Here is a 13,480-nt window from a genome sequence, read left to right as displayed (position 1 = left end):
CAACACATGGCATCAGCGTCCTCCTCCTTGTGCCTCCTGCGCCTGTCCGCACTCGGCGATGTCACCCACGTGGTGCCCCTGGTGCGCACCCTGCAGGCTGCGCGTCCGGACACGCCGATCCACTGGATCATCGACAAGGTCGGCCACAAACTGCTCGATGGCCTGCCCGGCGTCACCTTCCACGCCTACGACAAGAAGAGCGGCATGGCAGGGGTCAAGGAGCTGCGCAAACAGCTGCCACCGGGGCGTTTTGAAGCGCTGCTGCAGATGCAGGTGGCGTTCCGCGCCAACCTGCTGTCGGCGTTCATTCCCGCCGAGCGACGCATCGGCTACGACCGCAGCCGTTCCAAGGACCTGCACGGGCTCTTCATCAACGAGCGCATTCCCGACCGCCCCGGCGTCCATGTGCTGGATGCCATCGGCAGCTTCTGCGAGCCGCTGGGCCTGCGCCAGACCGAGGTCAGCTGGGACCTGGCCGTGCCCCAGTCCGCATATGACTGGGCCGCCGCGCAATGGCAGGACGATGGGCGCCCGGTGCTGATGATCTCGCCCTGTTCCAGCCACGTGCGCCGCAACTGGTATGCAGACCGCTATGCAGCCGTGGCCAACCACGCCGCGCAGCGTGGTTGGCAGGTGGTGCTGTGCGGTGGCCGCAGCGAACTGGAGCGCAGCATGGCCGATGCCATCCAGGCACAACTGCTCACGCCGGCGCTGGACCTGGTCGGGAAGGACACCTTGAAGCAGCTGCCTGCCCTGCTTGCCCGTGCCAACCTGGTGATGACTCCGGACTCGGGCCCGATGCACATCGCCAACGCGATGGGCGCCAAGGTGCTGGGCCTGCATGCGGCCAGCAACCCGAACCGCAGCGGACCGTACTCGGACCGCCGCTACTGCGTGGACCGCTACGACGACGCCGCACGCAAGTACCTGGCCAAGCAGGCTGCCGATCTGAAATGGGGCACCAAGATCGAGTTCGACGATGTGATGGAACTGATCACTGTCGAAGACGGCATCGCGGCTTTCGAGCGTTACGTGGCCGATCATCTGGGGTGATTGGCCGGCCGAACGTTGGCCTGCGCCCAGCGGTTTCATCCACGCGTGGCGTGGACCTCCCTCTTTTGGCCGCCGGGATTACGCGCGCGGCGCGTAATCCTGGTAGGACTTCTCTTCCACGTACGCCGAGCCCAGCGCCAGGTTGATCGCCTTCTTGATGCGCGCACGCTCGTCGTTGCGCAGGTAGACGCTGCGCGCCAGGTCGACGAAGCCCTGGTCGAACGCCTGCGCCTTTTCCTTCAGGCGGATGTCGTCCTCGATGTCCCACAGCTGCTCGTTGACCGCCTTCAGCTCGGCACGCAGCTTGGCGATGTCCTTCACCGCCGCCGGGTGCGCCATCCAGGTCTGCTCCAGCGCCGACAGCTCCCTGCGCACGTTGGCCAGCTTGCCCTCGTCGCTGATGCGCTCGGACTTGATCTGCAGGATCGAGATCTTGTCCAGCAGCTCGCCGAAGGACACGGGGACAAGGATTTCAGCGCTCATGGGGGAAGGCTCCAGCAGGTGATGCATACATGGTAACCCGCGCGGCGCAAACGCTGCGCCCCGGCGCCTGCAGGGTCAGCCGAGCGCGATGACTGGGGGAGATCCCCCCGCAGCTGCGTTAGCGGTCTGGAGAGGCGGCCTGTCGCCTCCTCGCCCGGCCAGTCCAACGGCCGAGCGCGCGCGACCCGCCCTGCCCACGCTGCAACGTGTTGAAAACACGCCGCATCAGCGTGTTCATGCAGCGAAAAAGGGGCGGCATCCGCACTTCACTCCTTTCCGTGGAACTCCGCATGCATCGATATCCCGCCCTCCCCACCCGTCGCGCCACCGTCCTCGGCAGTGCCCTTGTTGCAGCACTTCTCGGCATCGCTGCCTCACCGCAGGCCCATGCCAGTGCCTTCCACGTGAATGGAGACACGCTCTACTACACCGGCAATGTACTGGCGACCGATCCGCAGACGCTGGAGGCCTACATCCTGGCCGCGCAGGCCCGGGGTACGCCGCTCCGCCAGGTGGTGTTCCGCAACTCGCCGGGCGGGGCCGCCTCCGGTGGCGTGGGCATGGGTGCCATCATCCGCCAGCACGGGCTGGATACCGTACTGGACGGCGGCTGCTACTCGGCCTGCGCCGACGCCTTCGTTGCCGGCGTGAAGCGCAAGGTCACGCAGTTCGGCCTGCTGCCGGCGCACGGCAACTACACGCAGACGGTGCTGGGCATCCATGGCGAATCCGGCCCGAACGGTCCTACCCCCTACCCGGGGCAGGACAAGTACATCAAGTATTACCGGGACATGTTCGGCCCGACCGACTTCGCGGTCATCGAAGCGCGCATCGTCCAGGCGCACTATGAACTGACCCAGCAGTCGGGCTTCCTGCGCTACTTCGACCCGAACGTGGCGGCCGTGGCCACGCGCTTCTGCCCGACCCGCGACCAGAGCGCGGCAGGCAACTGCACCGCGTATCCCGGTGTGACCTTCTACAGTGATCGCGTCGTCACCGAAGCCGGTTACGTCCAGACCGGCGACGTGCTTTCCGTCGACAAGGACGTGAGCGGAGACCTCAATCCGAACCTGGCCGTGCGCGGGCGCTACACCAATGCGCTGGCCAACCTGCGCTACTTCCAGCAGTCGGCCCCGGACATCCGGCTGGACGACGCCTTCGGTGTGATCCGTATCGGCAAGGGCGGGGTCTGGTCGCTGGATACCGCTTCCGCCGCCCAGTATGTGGTCGCCGATGGCGGCACCCTGCGCCTGCAGCAGAATGGCTGGATCCACCACGCCGAAGCCATCGGCGCCCGCAATGGCGGGCGCATCGAACTGCAGCAGGGCGCACTGCGCAGCCTGACCGTGATCGAACGCGGCGGCGTGCTGACCGGGCACGGTTCATTGAATGCCACGATCGACATCAACGAGGGCGGAACGCTCGCGCCGTCCGGCATCGTCATGCGCCCCTACTCGCTGGAAGCACTCGCACCGGGTGGCGACGACGTGTTCACCAGCGAGCGCTTCCGGATCGGCAAGGGTCGCTACATCAACCTCAATGACGGTGCGAACCTGGCCTTCCAGGTCGACAGCCAGCGCACTGCACCGGCACTGACGCTGGAAGAAGCCCGCTACTTCCTGGTCGATGAGGACCGGCAGGCGGGGGACTACAACCTGTTCGGCAACATCAACCGCGCCGTGCTGAGCATTGCCCCCGCCGCCAGGCTGACGCTGGACGTCAAGCAGGCGTTCTTCCCGGCCGGGCAGCAGAACCACCTGGTGGGAACCCAGGTGGATGCCAGCGCCCTGCAGCTGCCCATCGCCCCCTGCAGCGCGTCGAACGGTGAGTACGCTGGCCTGTGGTGCCGCACCGCTACGCCCGATACCCTGACCCGCGCAGCACCGGTGTCGGACTTCATCGAAGGGCGCTTCCAGTACGTCGAGCGCAGTGGCGAGGCCGGCAGCGCGGTGGACCTCACCGCTCCCGGCGCCGTATTCCGCCCTCGCCACAATTCACTGCTCAGCTTCACCGTCAACCAGACCGGCAGCGGCCTGTGGCTGACCGCCAATCCCTCCTTCGACGACACACGCCTGTTCGGCAACGCCGCATCCGGCGACGGTCTGGGCATCGCATTGCAACAGGCCGCTGCGCAGCGCACCTCCTCGATGAGCGGACTGCTGGGTGCCCTGCAGTTCGCTGACCGCGATGACATCGCGCGCCAGGCGGGAGCATTGCGCGGCGACGCGCATGCCAGCCTGCGCCTGGCCGATACCGCACTGGTCGGCAGCATCGGCAACGTCGTGCAGCAGCACCAGGCAGCATCGCGCAGCGGTGGCGATGCGGACGGCCTGGCAGCAAAGGCCGCGCAGACCGCCTCGGCGCAATCGGCAACGACCGGCAGTCGCCTGTTCAACCAGCTGGCGATGCACCTGGTCGCACCGGCAGATGCAGGCAGTGATGCGGGCGACGCCGGACACAACCGCAGCTTCTGGGCGCGCGGGTTCGGCAGCCATGGCCGTATCGAGGGTGGTGCGGGCGTCGCCGGCCTGAACCACACCATCGGCGGCATCGCGCTTGGTGCCGATACCCGTCTGGCAGACGACCGCGTGACACTGGGCGTGAGCCTTGCCGCGGCCGACATGTCGACCCGGTCCAGCGAAGGTGCAGGATTCAGCGGCGATGTCCGCGCGCTGGATATCGGCGGCTACGTGGACGCGCTCTATTCACGTGGCTACCTGTCCGCCGCCGTCCGCTACACCGATCTTCGCCACGACACCCGTCGCAGCATCGAGGGGATCGAGGGCCTGCAGGCACCGCTGCGCGCGAAGTACAGCAACGACGCGATCTCTGCGCGCGTGGAGCATGCGTTCTCGTTCACCACCGGCAACGGCGTGGTGATACAGCCGCTGCTGCCGGTGATCGACTACATGCGCACCTCGGCCACGCACTTCAACGAAGGCCAGGACGCAGCCGCACTCATCGGCCGCAGTGGCAGCCTGGAGAGCATCCGCGTAGGCGCCGGCCTGCAGTTGTTCAAGACCTTCGACGGCAACAACGGCGAGCGCATCACCCCGCGGGCCCGCGTGGTCTGGCAGAAGGAGCTGGGCGATACCCAGGCCCGCTACAGCAACGGCTTCGCCGCCGCCCCGGACCTGCTGTTCAGTGCCAGCAGCCAGCCCGTCGGTGAGCAGGTCCTGGCCTGGAACCTGGGCGTGACCAGCCGTGCCAGCAAGCGCCTGTCGGTGATGGTTGATTACGTGGGCGAGCGGCGCGACGGCCAGACCCAGAACGGCATCCAGCTGGGGCTGGGCTACACGTTCTGAGCACACGCCATTCGCACAGGGCATCGGTCCCCGCTCTGTGCGAATGGCCTTGCCTTCCACGCCGTGCGTGGATGCACCCAGCGGGCAACGAGCGGCGCAACGTGTGGGGCGACGCGCGAAACGCGCGTCGTGTCCCGCGCCAGATAAAAGAAAAGGGCTGCCTTTCGGCAGCCCTCTTCTATTCCCGCAGAGACAAGGAAATCATCAATGCCGCATCTACGCCCGGAACCATCTGGAGAAGCAAGCCCCTCTGTTGAGGGGCTGCCCCGACAGGGGCGGGGAGAGGCAGGCAAAGGGAGGGGCCCACGCGTTGCCACGCAACGTGTGGGGCGGCGCGCGAAACGCGCGTCGTGTCCCGCGCCAGATAAAAGAAAAGGGCTGCCTTTCGGCAGCCCTTTTCTTTTATCTGGCGGAGAGGGGGGGATTCGAACCCCCGAGGCGCTATAAACGCCTGCCTGATTTCGAGTCAGGTACATTCAACCACTCTGCCACCTCTCCGGGTGGTCCCCGGCGGACCGGGGACGCGCATCATACGAGGAAGTGAGGCCGACGACAAGTCATTACGGCCAACGAACTGAAAATTTCCTGGGCGCATGCCTTGCCGGATGCCTGCGGCCACCCGATGATGCCTGTCTCCCCCGGCAATACCCCGCCCTGCCTACCATGATCGAATTCGGACACCTCACCCACCCCGGCATGCGCCGCGAGCTCAACGAGGACACCTACTACGGTGACAGCGAGCTGGCCCTGTGGCTGGTGGCCGACGGCATGGGCGGGCATGCCTGCGGCGAAGTGGCCAGTGCACTGGCACGCGAAACCATCGTGCGCGAGATCCGCCGCGGCGCACCGCTGGCACAGGCCATCCGCACTGCCGACGAAGAGATCATCCGCGCCTCGCGCCGGCGCAACGACACGTTGCCGATGGGCACCACCGTGGTCGCCGCGCGTGTGCAGGGCAACCGCTATGAAGTGGCCTGGGTCGGCGACAGCCGCGCCTACCTGTGGCGCGACGGCCAGCTGGCGCAGCTCAGCCAGGACCACAGCGTGGTGCAGGAACTGGTCGCACAGGGCAACCTGACCGCCGAACAGGCCCGCGCGCATCCGCATCGCAACGTGGTCACCCAGGCACTGGGCGTGACCGATCCAGCCCACCTGAACGTGGCCACCACCAGTGGTGAGCTGCGTCCGGGCATGCAGCTGCTGCTGTGCAGCGACGGTCTCACCGAGGAAGTGGATGACCGCGGCATCGCCCGCACCCTGGCATTCGAAGATGCCAGCGCGCAGGAATGCGTGGATACGCTGGTCGCCGCCGCACTCGATGGCGGTGGCCGTGACAACATCAGCGTGATCCTGGTGCGCTGCCATTAACCGGTAGAGCCACGCCATGCGTGGAGGCGGTAGTGCCGGCCGCTGGCCGGCTCACCCGGGGAACCTCGTATCAGGACGATGCCGGCCAGCGGCCGGCACTACCTCATTCCAGGCATTACGCGCTGGCGGGCTCTTCCACCTTCGGGCCATCCCACAGTGCGTGGCCGGCCTTCTTGCGCAGCCGTTCCAGCCGCGCAGCGTGCGCTTCCAGTTCCGACGGCGTAGCCACCACGCGCGGACGCGGCAGCAGCTTGCTGGTATCGAAAGCCTGCAACGCCGCGCCGGCACCGCCGCCGTCGTCATCGCCCAGGCCGAAGCCGATCTCTTCCTGGCCCGAGGTCAGTGCGATATAGACATCGCCAAGGATCTGCGCATCGAGCAGGCCGCCATGCAGCGCACGGTGCGAGTTGTCCACGCCCAGCCGCTTGCACAGCGCATCCAGCGAGTTGCGCTGGCCCGGGAAGCGCTCACGCGCCATCGCCAGGGTATCGATCACCGTACAGCGGTCGGCGATCTTTCCGTACTGCGGCCCCAGCAGCGACAACTCGTTGTCGAGGAAGCCAAGGTCGAACGCCGCGTTGTGGATGATCAGCTCGGCGCCATCGATGAACGCCAGGAACTCATCGGCAATCTGCGCGAATTCAGGTTTGTCATCGAGGAACTCCAGGGTCAGGCCGGTGACTTCCTGCGCGCCCTGTTCGAACTCGCAGTCCGGCTTGATGTACTGGTGGTAGTTGTTGCCGGTCGGGCGGCGCTTGAACAGCTCCACGCAGCCGATTTCGACGATGCGGTTGCCCTTCTTCCACTCCAGGCCGGTGGTTTCGGTATCGAGGATGATCTGACGCATGGGCTCAGTTTACCGGGCTGGCGTCGCGGATCTGGATCGCCGCGTTGCGGGCCAGGGTATCCACCCGCTCATTGTCCGGGTCGCCGGAGTGGCCCTTCACCCAACGCCAGTCGATCTGGTGCCGCAGCGTGGCCGCGTGCAGGCGCTCCCACAGCTCGCGGTTCTTCACCGGATCACCGCCAGCGGTCTTCCAGTTCTTGCGGATCCAGCCGGGCATCCACTGGGTCAGGCCCTGCCGCACGTACTGCGAGTCGGTGTAGAGCACGATGTTGCACGGCTCGGTCAGCGTCTCCAGCCCGGAAATGGCCGCCATCAGCTCCATCCGGTTGTTGGTGGTGTGCGCTTCACCGCCACTGAGCTCGCGCTCGTGGCCCTTGTAGCGCAGCAACGCAGCCCAGCCGCCGGGGCCGGGATTGCCGAGGCAGGATCCGTCGGTGTGGATTTCGATGGTTTTCAATACAGCTCCAGAATCAGGTAGCAACGGTGCCGTGCCAGCGCACCGGCAGCGGTTTCGGCCCGGGCAGGGCCAGCGTGCGTTTCTCCGCATGGAACAGGCAGGCCGCGCGCAATGGCGCCCAGCCCCCCGGGCGACGGCTGCCGGCACCGCGCCAGAGCGGGCCGAGGTAGCGCATATCGTCGCACTCCAGGCCATGGCGGCCGAGCAGCAGGCGGATCCGCTGCGGCGTGCGCACCACCAGCCCATGCTGCCGCCAGTGCGTGCGGTAGGGGCTGAACGGATTGAGGCTGCTCAGCCACAAATGGCCGCCCGGCATCAGTACGCGCTCGCACTCGTCGAGCAGCAGGTCGGCATCGCCGGTGGTGACATGCTGCAGCACGATCGCATTGACGCTCTCGTTGGCCAGGGGCAAGGGCAGCCCGCAGCGGGTATCGCCGTCATAGCCCGGTCCCGACCCCTGCCGGTACAGGCGCAGGCCACGCCCACCCAGCTGCGCATCCTCCAGCCAGGCCGCACTCGGCGCGATCCACAGCCAGGGCTGCGCGGGCAGCGCCGACAGCTGCGGAAGCAGCAACTGCCGTTCCAGAACGCGCAGCGCCGCCGCCGGCTCACTGTCGAACCACGGGGTCTGGCTCGCTTGACGGGTGCTCTGCAGCGCGGGCATGGTCCAATTCTATGCGACTGACTGCCCTGCCCGCATTTGCGGATAACTACATCTGGACGCTGATCGCCGACGATGGCACTGCCGTGGTCGTCGACCCCGGCGATGCCGCGCCAGTGCTCGCGTTGGCCGATCAGGGCCTGCGCGTGGACACGATCCTGCTCACCCACCACCACGACGACCACATCGGTGGCGTGCCCGCACTGCAGGCTCGTTTTCCCGGTGTACGGGTCATCGCGCCGGTCGAAGAGCGCATCCCCACGGCCACCGAACGCGTCGGCGAAGGTGAACGCGTTCAGGCACTGGGCCGGACGTTCCACGTACTATCCGTGCCCGGGCATACCCGCAGCCACATCGCGTTTCACACTGCTGAACATCTTTTCAGCGGAGATTCGTTGTTCAGCCTGGGCTGTGGACGTCTGTTCGAAGGTACGCCGTCCCAGCTGCTGGCATCGATGCGCAAGCTGGGTACCTTGCCCGCGCAACTGCTGCTTTGTTGCGCCCACGAGTACACCGTGTCAAATGCCGTCTTCGCGCGGCATGTCGACCCCGCCAACGCTGCCCTGTGGCAGCGCCAAGAGGAGGCTTTGGCCATGCGCCGCGATGACCGTTCCACCCTGCCGGTAACCCTGGCCAACGAATTCGACTGCAATCCCTTCCTGCGTGTGCACGCGGCGCCGATCCGTGCGTCGGTCTCGGCACACCTGGGCCGTGACGTCGTTGACGACGTCGACGTGATGGCCGGTCTCCGGCACTGGAAAGACGGCTTCCGCGCATGATGCGCCGAAGTCTGCCGCTGGCCCTGGGCCTTGCCCTGGGGCTGGCCGGAACCGCGGGCGCACAGTCGCTGGGCGCCGGCATCAGCCAGAACCTGACCGCTGCCGCGGCCCTGCCGCTGGATCCGTCCGCGCTGCCAGCAGCCTCGGTGCGTAACGGCCAGGAGATCTTCACCAGCTTCCGCGACGGCCTGGCCGAACCCAGCTGCGACGCCGAGGCCACCAGCCCGCGCTGGCAGAAGCAGTTCGCCCACGCCCCATCGCGCCTGGCCAACCAGGATGACGATGCGCTGGTGCTGTTCGGCTACGTGGTCGAAGAGCTGCGCAAGGCCGACCTGCCCACCGAGTTCGCGCTGATTCCCTTCGTGGAAAGCGGCTACCGGCCCAATGCCCGCAATGGCAGCGGCCCGACCGGCCTGTGGCAGTTCATCGCCACCACCGCGCGCAACCATCGCGTGCCGATGACCAACGGCTATGACGGCCGCCTGTCGGCGGTCGATTCGACCCAGGCCGCAGTGCGCTACCTGAAGACCCTGCACGGCATGTTCGGCGGCGACTGGCGCCTGGCCACGATGGCCTACAACGCCGGCGAGTACCGCGTGCTGCAGTCCATGCGCAAGGCTGGCATGAACGCGCAGAACGCCAAGCCTTCGGCGCTGCCCGGCCTGTCGCCGGTCACCCATGCCTACGTCGAGAAGCTGCATGCCCTGGCCTGCGTGCTGGAAGACGTGGAAGACCAGCCTGGCGTGATGGCCTCGCTGGACCGCACCGTGCCGGTGCTGAAGGACCACACCCTGCCTGCGGGCACCAGCGTGCAGCAGTGGGCCGCACAGCGCGCCCTGGACCCTGCCAGGATCGCCCGCCTCAACCCGGCCCTGGCCTCCGGTGGCCGCCCCTCTGGTACCACCCGCGTGCTGGCGCCGGTCTCGGCCGCAAATGCGACGGTAGCGGAGGCAGCGACCGCGCTGGTCGCCACCACCGCACCGGTGGCGGCCGCTGTACCGACGCCGCAGGTCACCAGAACCGTCGCCGCGATCGCCGACCGTCCGCGCAGCCGCCGCCACACCGTGCGTGATGGCGAGTCGGCCTGGACCATCGCCCGCCGCTACGGCATGCCGGTGAAGGCCCTGCTGTCGCTGAACGGCCTGAGCGGCAGCAGTGTGCTGAAGCCTGGCGCGGTGCTGCGCGTCGAGGATTGACCCACAGGCCAAGCGCCTCCCGTATAGAGCCGAGCCCATGCTCGGCTTTTTCATGCCTGCGCCCAGCGGATGCAGTCGAGCACGGCTCGACGTTACAAGAGGCGGTCGAGCAAGCTCGACCACTACCAGAGGCCAAGCGCGCCACAAACGACGCGAAGACAAAAAAAGGCCCGGCATTGCCGGGCCTTCTTCGATCCTGCCCGCCGCGAGGCTTACAGGTTCGCTTCGGTGGTCTGGATCACGAACTTCTTGCGCATCGCCTCGACATAGGCCTTGGCCGCAGCCATGCCATCGATCTGGCTCAGCTGGTCCTTCAGCTGCTTCTGCTGCTCGGCGGTCACTTCCTTCACGTCGCCCGGGTTCACCTTGTTCACCGCGAACAGCAACGCATGGCCGTTGACATCGACCTTGCCGTAGCTCGGCTTGCCATCGGCCGGCACCGGCGCGCTGAAGATCGCGCGGTTGATTTCCGGGGTCGGCACCGGCTGGCTGCGCGGCAGGCCGGGCATCGGGCTCAGCTGCAGCTTCTCGCTGGCCGCCAGCGACTGCAGGGTGGCGCCCGCCTTCAGCTTGGCCAGCACGGCATCGGCCGCTTTGTCGCTGGCCTGGCGCTGACGGTCGGCACGGATCGCGGCGATCACCTGCTCGCGCGCCTTGTCCAGCGGCATGGCCTGTTCCGGGGTGTGCGCGGCCACGCGGATGACCACACTGTGGTTGGTCGCGCCGCCCAGCGCAATCGGGTCGCTGGCGGTCCCGTCCTGCACCAGCACGTCGGAGAAGGCGGCACGCAGCACGCCCGGGTCAGCGGCGATGCCACTGGCGGTGGCACGGGTGATCGGGCCCAGCGTCTGCAGCGGCAGGTTCACTTCCTTGGCCGCGGCAGCCAGATCGCTCGGGCTCTTGTTGATGGCGTCGACCAGACGGCCGGCCAGTTCGTTGAAGCCGCGCTCGCCGTCGGCCTTCAGCTGCTCGGCAGCCAGCGTGTCACGCACTTCCTCGAAGGACTTGCCCTGGCCGCCACGGACCGCAGCAACCTTGATGATGTGATAGCCGAACTCGGTCTTGACCGGACCAATCACGTCACCGGCCTTGGCAGCGAACAGCGCATCTTCGAACGGCTTGACCATCGCGCCGCGTTCGACCCAACCCAGGTCACCACCCTGGCCCTTCGAACCCGGGTCTTCCGAGTTGGCCTTGGCCAGTGCAGCGAAGTCGGCGCCGGCGGCCTTGGCTTCGGCGGCAATCTTGTTCGCCTTGGCTTCGGCACCGTCGCCGGTGATCAGGATATGCGAGGCCTGGCGCTGCTCCGGCGTGGTGAACTTCGCCTTCTCGTCTTCATAGCGCTTGCGCAGGGTGGCTTCGTCGGCGGCGGTCGGTGCCGGCAGGTTCGCACCATTGATCTCGACGTACTCGAGCGAAACGCTCTCGGCCTGGCGGAAGTCCTTGCCATGGCTGTCGTACCACTGCTTGATCTGCGCGTCGGTCACCGGCGCGGTATCGGCCGGCACTTCCGGCAACGCGGCCAGTTCGACATCGCGGGTCTCGCCCAGCAGCTTCAGCAGTCGCTCGGTCTCGGACTGGGTAACGAAGCCCGAGTTCTGCAGGCCCGACGGAATCACCGACTGCTGCAGGCTCTCACGCACCAGTTCCTGGAACTGGGTCGGCGTGCGCGGCGGATTGCCACCGGCAAGCGCCAGGCGGTAGTTGTTCTCGTTGAACTTGCCGTTCGAATCGAGGAAGGCCGGGATGGTGGCGATGTACTCGCGCACCGCGCCATCGCCGATCACGACACCGGCCTGCTCGCCAACCAGGCGCACGACCTGTTCGTCGATCAGCTGATCGAGCACGGCCAGCTTGTTTTCGGTGCTTTCAAACGCGCGCGGGTCGAAATTCTCGCCCTGCTGCTGGCGCTCACGCATGCGCTCCTGCTCGAAGCGGGTGCGGAAATCCTGCGCGCTGATCTCATGGTGCTGCCACAGCATGCGCACCGGCCACCACGACGGTGCCGAACGCCACCAGGTCGGCGGCGCGGAAACCTTGGCCACGTTCTGTGCGCCAACGCCACCGAGGTAGCTGTTGTCGATCACGAACAGGAACGGAATCATCAGCAGCCCCAGGATCACGGTGACGATCCAGCCTGAGGTCTTGTCGCGGAGTTTCTGCAGCATGGTGAGGAATCACAAGGCCTGATTGGCGAGCCCGGCAGTGTAACCCGCTTCGTCGCAGGGACCAAAAGCAGCGCTGGCGTGGCCTGCGCACCGCTTCCGACGGCACAAAGAAAAAGCCCCCGGCTTGCGCCGAGGGCTTTTAGAGTTGGCGGAGCGGACGGGACTCGAACCCGCGACCTCCGGCGTGACAGGCCAGCATTCTAACCAGCTGAACTACCGCTCCGCGCTGAAACTTTGCAGGTGCCCAGTATATCCGAAGACTCCTTGGAAACCCAGCCCGATGAACACTTTTTTCAAAGTTTTTTCACAGGGACTTAAGAATTCTGCAATGGCGGAGCGGACGGGACTCGAACCCGCGACCTCCGGCGTGACAGGCCAGCATTCTAACCAGCTGAACTACCGCTCCGTTCTTGCAAAAACCTTTCGCCTTCTTCCCGAGCCTTCCGGGGAGAAGACAAGGCCCCCGGCTTCAGGCCGGGGGCCTCGATGTAGTGGCGGAGCGGACGGGACTCGAACCCGCGACCTCCGGCGTGACAGGCCAGCATTCTAACCAGCTGAACTACCGCTCCGCATTGTTGCTTTTTTGCTTTCCAGCCGGCCTGGACCGGGAAGAAAACAAAGCCTCCAGCTTTTGGCCGGAGGCCTCGTTGAATGGCGGAGCGGACGGGACTCGAACCCGCGACCTCCGGCGTGACAGGCCAGCATTCTAACCAGCTGAACTACCGCTCCACACTCAAACTTTTACCGCGGTGCTGTGGTGGGTGCTGAGGGTTTCGAACCCCCGACCCTCTCCGTGTAAAGGAGACGCTCTACCGCTGAGCTAAGCACCCCAGCGAGCCGCTTAGTTTACAGCATCCTTCAGGGCCTTGCCAGCCTTGAACGACGGATTCTTCGAAGCAGCGATCTTGATGGTGTCGCCGGTCTTCGGGTTGCGGCCGGTGCGTGCAGCACGGTCGCGGACCTGGAAGGTACCGAAGCCAACCAGGGTGACCGCATCGCCGTCCTTCAGCGCCTTGGTGATGGCAGCAACGACGGCATCGACAGCGCGGCTGGACTCGGCCTTGGTCAGGTCGGCAGCTTCAGCAACGGCATCGATCAATTCGGTCTTGTTCATTCTCTACAACTCCTTTGGCGGTGGGTTCCGCTTATTCGACAGGGAAGCA

At 66.4% G+C, this 13,480-nt stretch carries 11 protein-coding genes and 6 tRNA genes; 5 read left to right on the top strand and 12 right to left on the bottom strand.

The features are described from left to right. Positions 1-6: 6 nt before the first annotated feature. Positions 7-1,053 carry a glycosyltransferase family 9 protein gene (locus AC5P68_RS13150; RefSeq protein ID WP_012479274.1) on the top strand — a complete coding sequence of 349 codons (1,047 nt, stop codon included), beginning with the start codon at positions 7-9 and terminating at the stop codon, positions 1,051-1,053. 78 nt (positions 1,054-1,131) lie between these two features. On the opposite strand, the gene AC5P68_RS13145 is transcribed toward AC5P68_RS13150, so the two are convergent. Then, entirely contained in the window at positions 1,132-1,536 is a 405-nt protein-coding gene (locus AC5P68_RS13145) for a DUF6165 family protein (protein WP_049402794.1), read from the bottom strand. Positions 1,537-1,826: 290 nt separating this feature from the next. Here AC5P68_RS13145 and AC5P68_RS13140 point away from each other — a divergent pair, with 290 nt between their 5' ends. Then, complete coding sequence (locus AC5P68_RS13140; RefSeq protein ID WP_414498080.1) at positions 1,827-4,841, top strand: autotransporter outer membrane beta-barrel domain-containing protein; 3,015 nt, start codon at positions 1,827-1,829, stop codon at positions 4,839-4,841. Positions 4,842-5,248: 407 nt separating this feature from the next. Here AC5P68_RS13140 and AC5P68_RS13135 read toward each other — a convergent pair. Then, positions 5,249-5,339 (bottom strand) — tRNA-Ser (locus AC5P68_RS13135). A 165-nt stretch (positions 5,340-5,504) separates the two neighbouring features. On the opposite strand from AC5P68_RS13135, the gene AC5P68_RS13130 reads away from it, so the two are divergent. Next, positions 5,505-6,209: a PP2C family protein-serine/threonine phosphatase gene (locus tag AC5P68_RS13130; RefSeq protein ID WP_005408277.1), complete on the top strand. Its 705-nt coding sequence runs from the start codon at positions 5,505-5,507 to the stop codon at positions 6,207-6,209. Positions 6,210-6,324: 115 nt separating this feature from the next. Here the strand turns inward: AC5P68_RS13130 and dnaQ are convergent, their stop codons facing one another. From dnaQ to AC5P68_RS13115, 3 genes are read right to left on the bottom strand one after another with little or no spacing between them, the layout of a single operon-like run. After that, positions 6,325-7,056 carry a DNA polymerase III subunit epsilon gene (dnaQ, locus tag AC5P68_RS13125; protein WP_005408276.1) on the bottom strand — a complete coding sequence of 244 codons (732 nt, stop codon included), beginning with the start codon at positions 7,054-7,056 and terminating at the stop codon, positions 6,325-6,327. Positions 7,057-7,060: 4 nt separating this feature from the next. Next, entirely contained in the window at positions 7,061-7,513 is a 453-nt protein-coding gene (rnhA, locus tag AC5P68_RS13120; RefSeq protein ID WP_005408275.1) for a ribonuclease HI, read from the bottom strand. Between the two features lie 13 nt (positions 7,514-7,526). Next, positions 7,527-8,177, bottom strand: coding sequence for a class I SAM-dependent methyltransferase (locus AC5P68_RS13115; RefSeq protein ID WP_049397081.1), 651 nt, complete (start codon positions 8,175-8,177; stop codon positions 7,527-7,529). A gap of 11 nt (positions 8,178-8,188) precedes the next feature. Here AC5P68_RS13115 and gloB point away from each other — a divergent pair, with 11 nt between their 5' ends. Both gloB and AC5P68_RS13105 read left to right on the top strand, forming a co-directional pair. Next, on the top strand, positions 8,189-8,953 hold the full coding sequence (gloB, locus tag AC5P68_RS13110) for a hydroxyacylglutathione hydrolase (RefSeq protein ID WP_005412427.1): 765 nt from the start codon (positions 8,189-8,191) through the stop codon (positions 8,951-8,953). Next, on the top strand, positions 8,950-10,149 hold the full coding sequence (locus AC5P68_RS13105; RefSeq protein ID WP_043033713.1) for a lytic transglycosylase domain-containing protein: 1,200 nt from the start codon (positions 8,950-8,952) through the stop codon (positions 10,147-10,149). Before gloB ends, AC5P68_RS13105 begins: the two co-directional genes overlap by 4 nt. Before the next feature lie 212 nt (positions 10,150-10,361). Here the strand turns inward: AC5P68_RS13105 and AC5P68_RS13100 are convergent, their stop codons facing one another. The 7 genes from AC5P68_RS13100 to AC5P68_RS13070 all read right to left on the bottom strand — a co-directional run bounded on the left by AC5P68_RS13100 (position 10,362) and on the right by AC5P68_RS13070 (position 13,431). Then, positions 10,362-12,317 (bottom strand): peptidyl-prolyl cis-trans isomerase, encoded by a 1,956-nt coding sequence (locus AC5P68_RS13100; RefSeq protein WP_005408271.1) that lies wholly within the window; start codon positions 12,315-12,317, stop codon positions 10,362-10,364. A gap of 146 nt (positions 12,318-12,463) precedes the next feature. Next, positions 12,464-12,540: transfer RNA gene (locus AC5P68_RS13095), tRNA-Asp, on the bottom strand. A gap of 106 nt (positions 12,541-12,646) precedes the next feature. Continuing rightward, positions 12,647-12,723 (bottom strand) — tRNA-Asp (locus AC5P68_RS13090). 86 nt (positions 12,724-12,809) lie between these two features. After that, positions 12,810-12,886, bottom strand: a tRNA-Asp gene (locus tag AC5P68_RS13085). Between the two features lie 83 nt (positions 12,887-12,969). Continuing rightward, positions 12,970-13,046, bottom strand: a tRNA-Asp gene (locus AC5P68_RS13080). Positions 13,047-13,072: 26 nt separating this feature from the next. Then, positions 13,073-13,147: transfer RNA gene (locus tag AC5P68_RS13075), tRNA-Val, on the bottom strand. Between the two features lie 11 nt (positions 13,148-13,158). Further along, positions 13,159-13,431 carry an HU family DNA-binding protein gene (locus AC5P68_RS13070; RefSeq protein WP_005408270.1) on the bottom strand — a complete coding sequence of 91 codons (273 nt, stop codon included), beginning with the start codon at positions 13,429-13,431 and terminating at the stop codon, positions 13,159-13,161. Between the last annotated feature and the right edge of the window lie 49 nt (positions 13,432-13,480).

The sequence above is a fragment of the Stenotrophomonas sp. YJH_SMC_58 genome (genome assembly GCF_059369635.1).
This window is presented reverse-complemented; position numbering and strand designations above follow the sequence as displayed.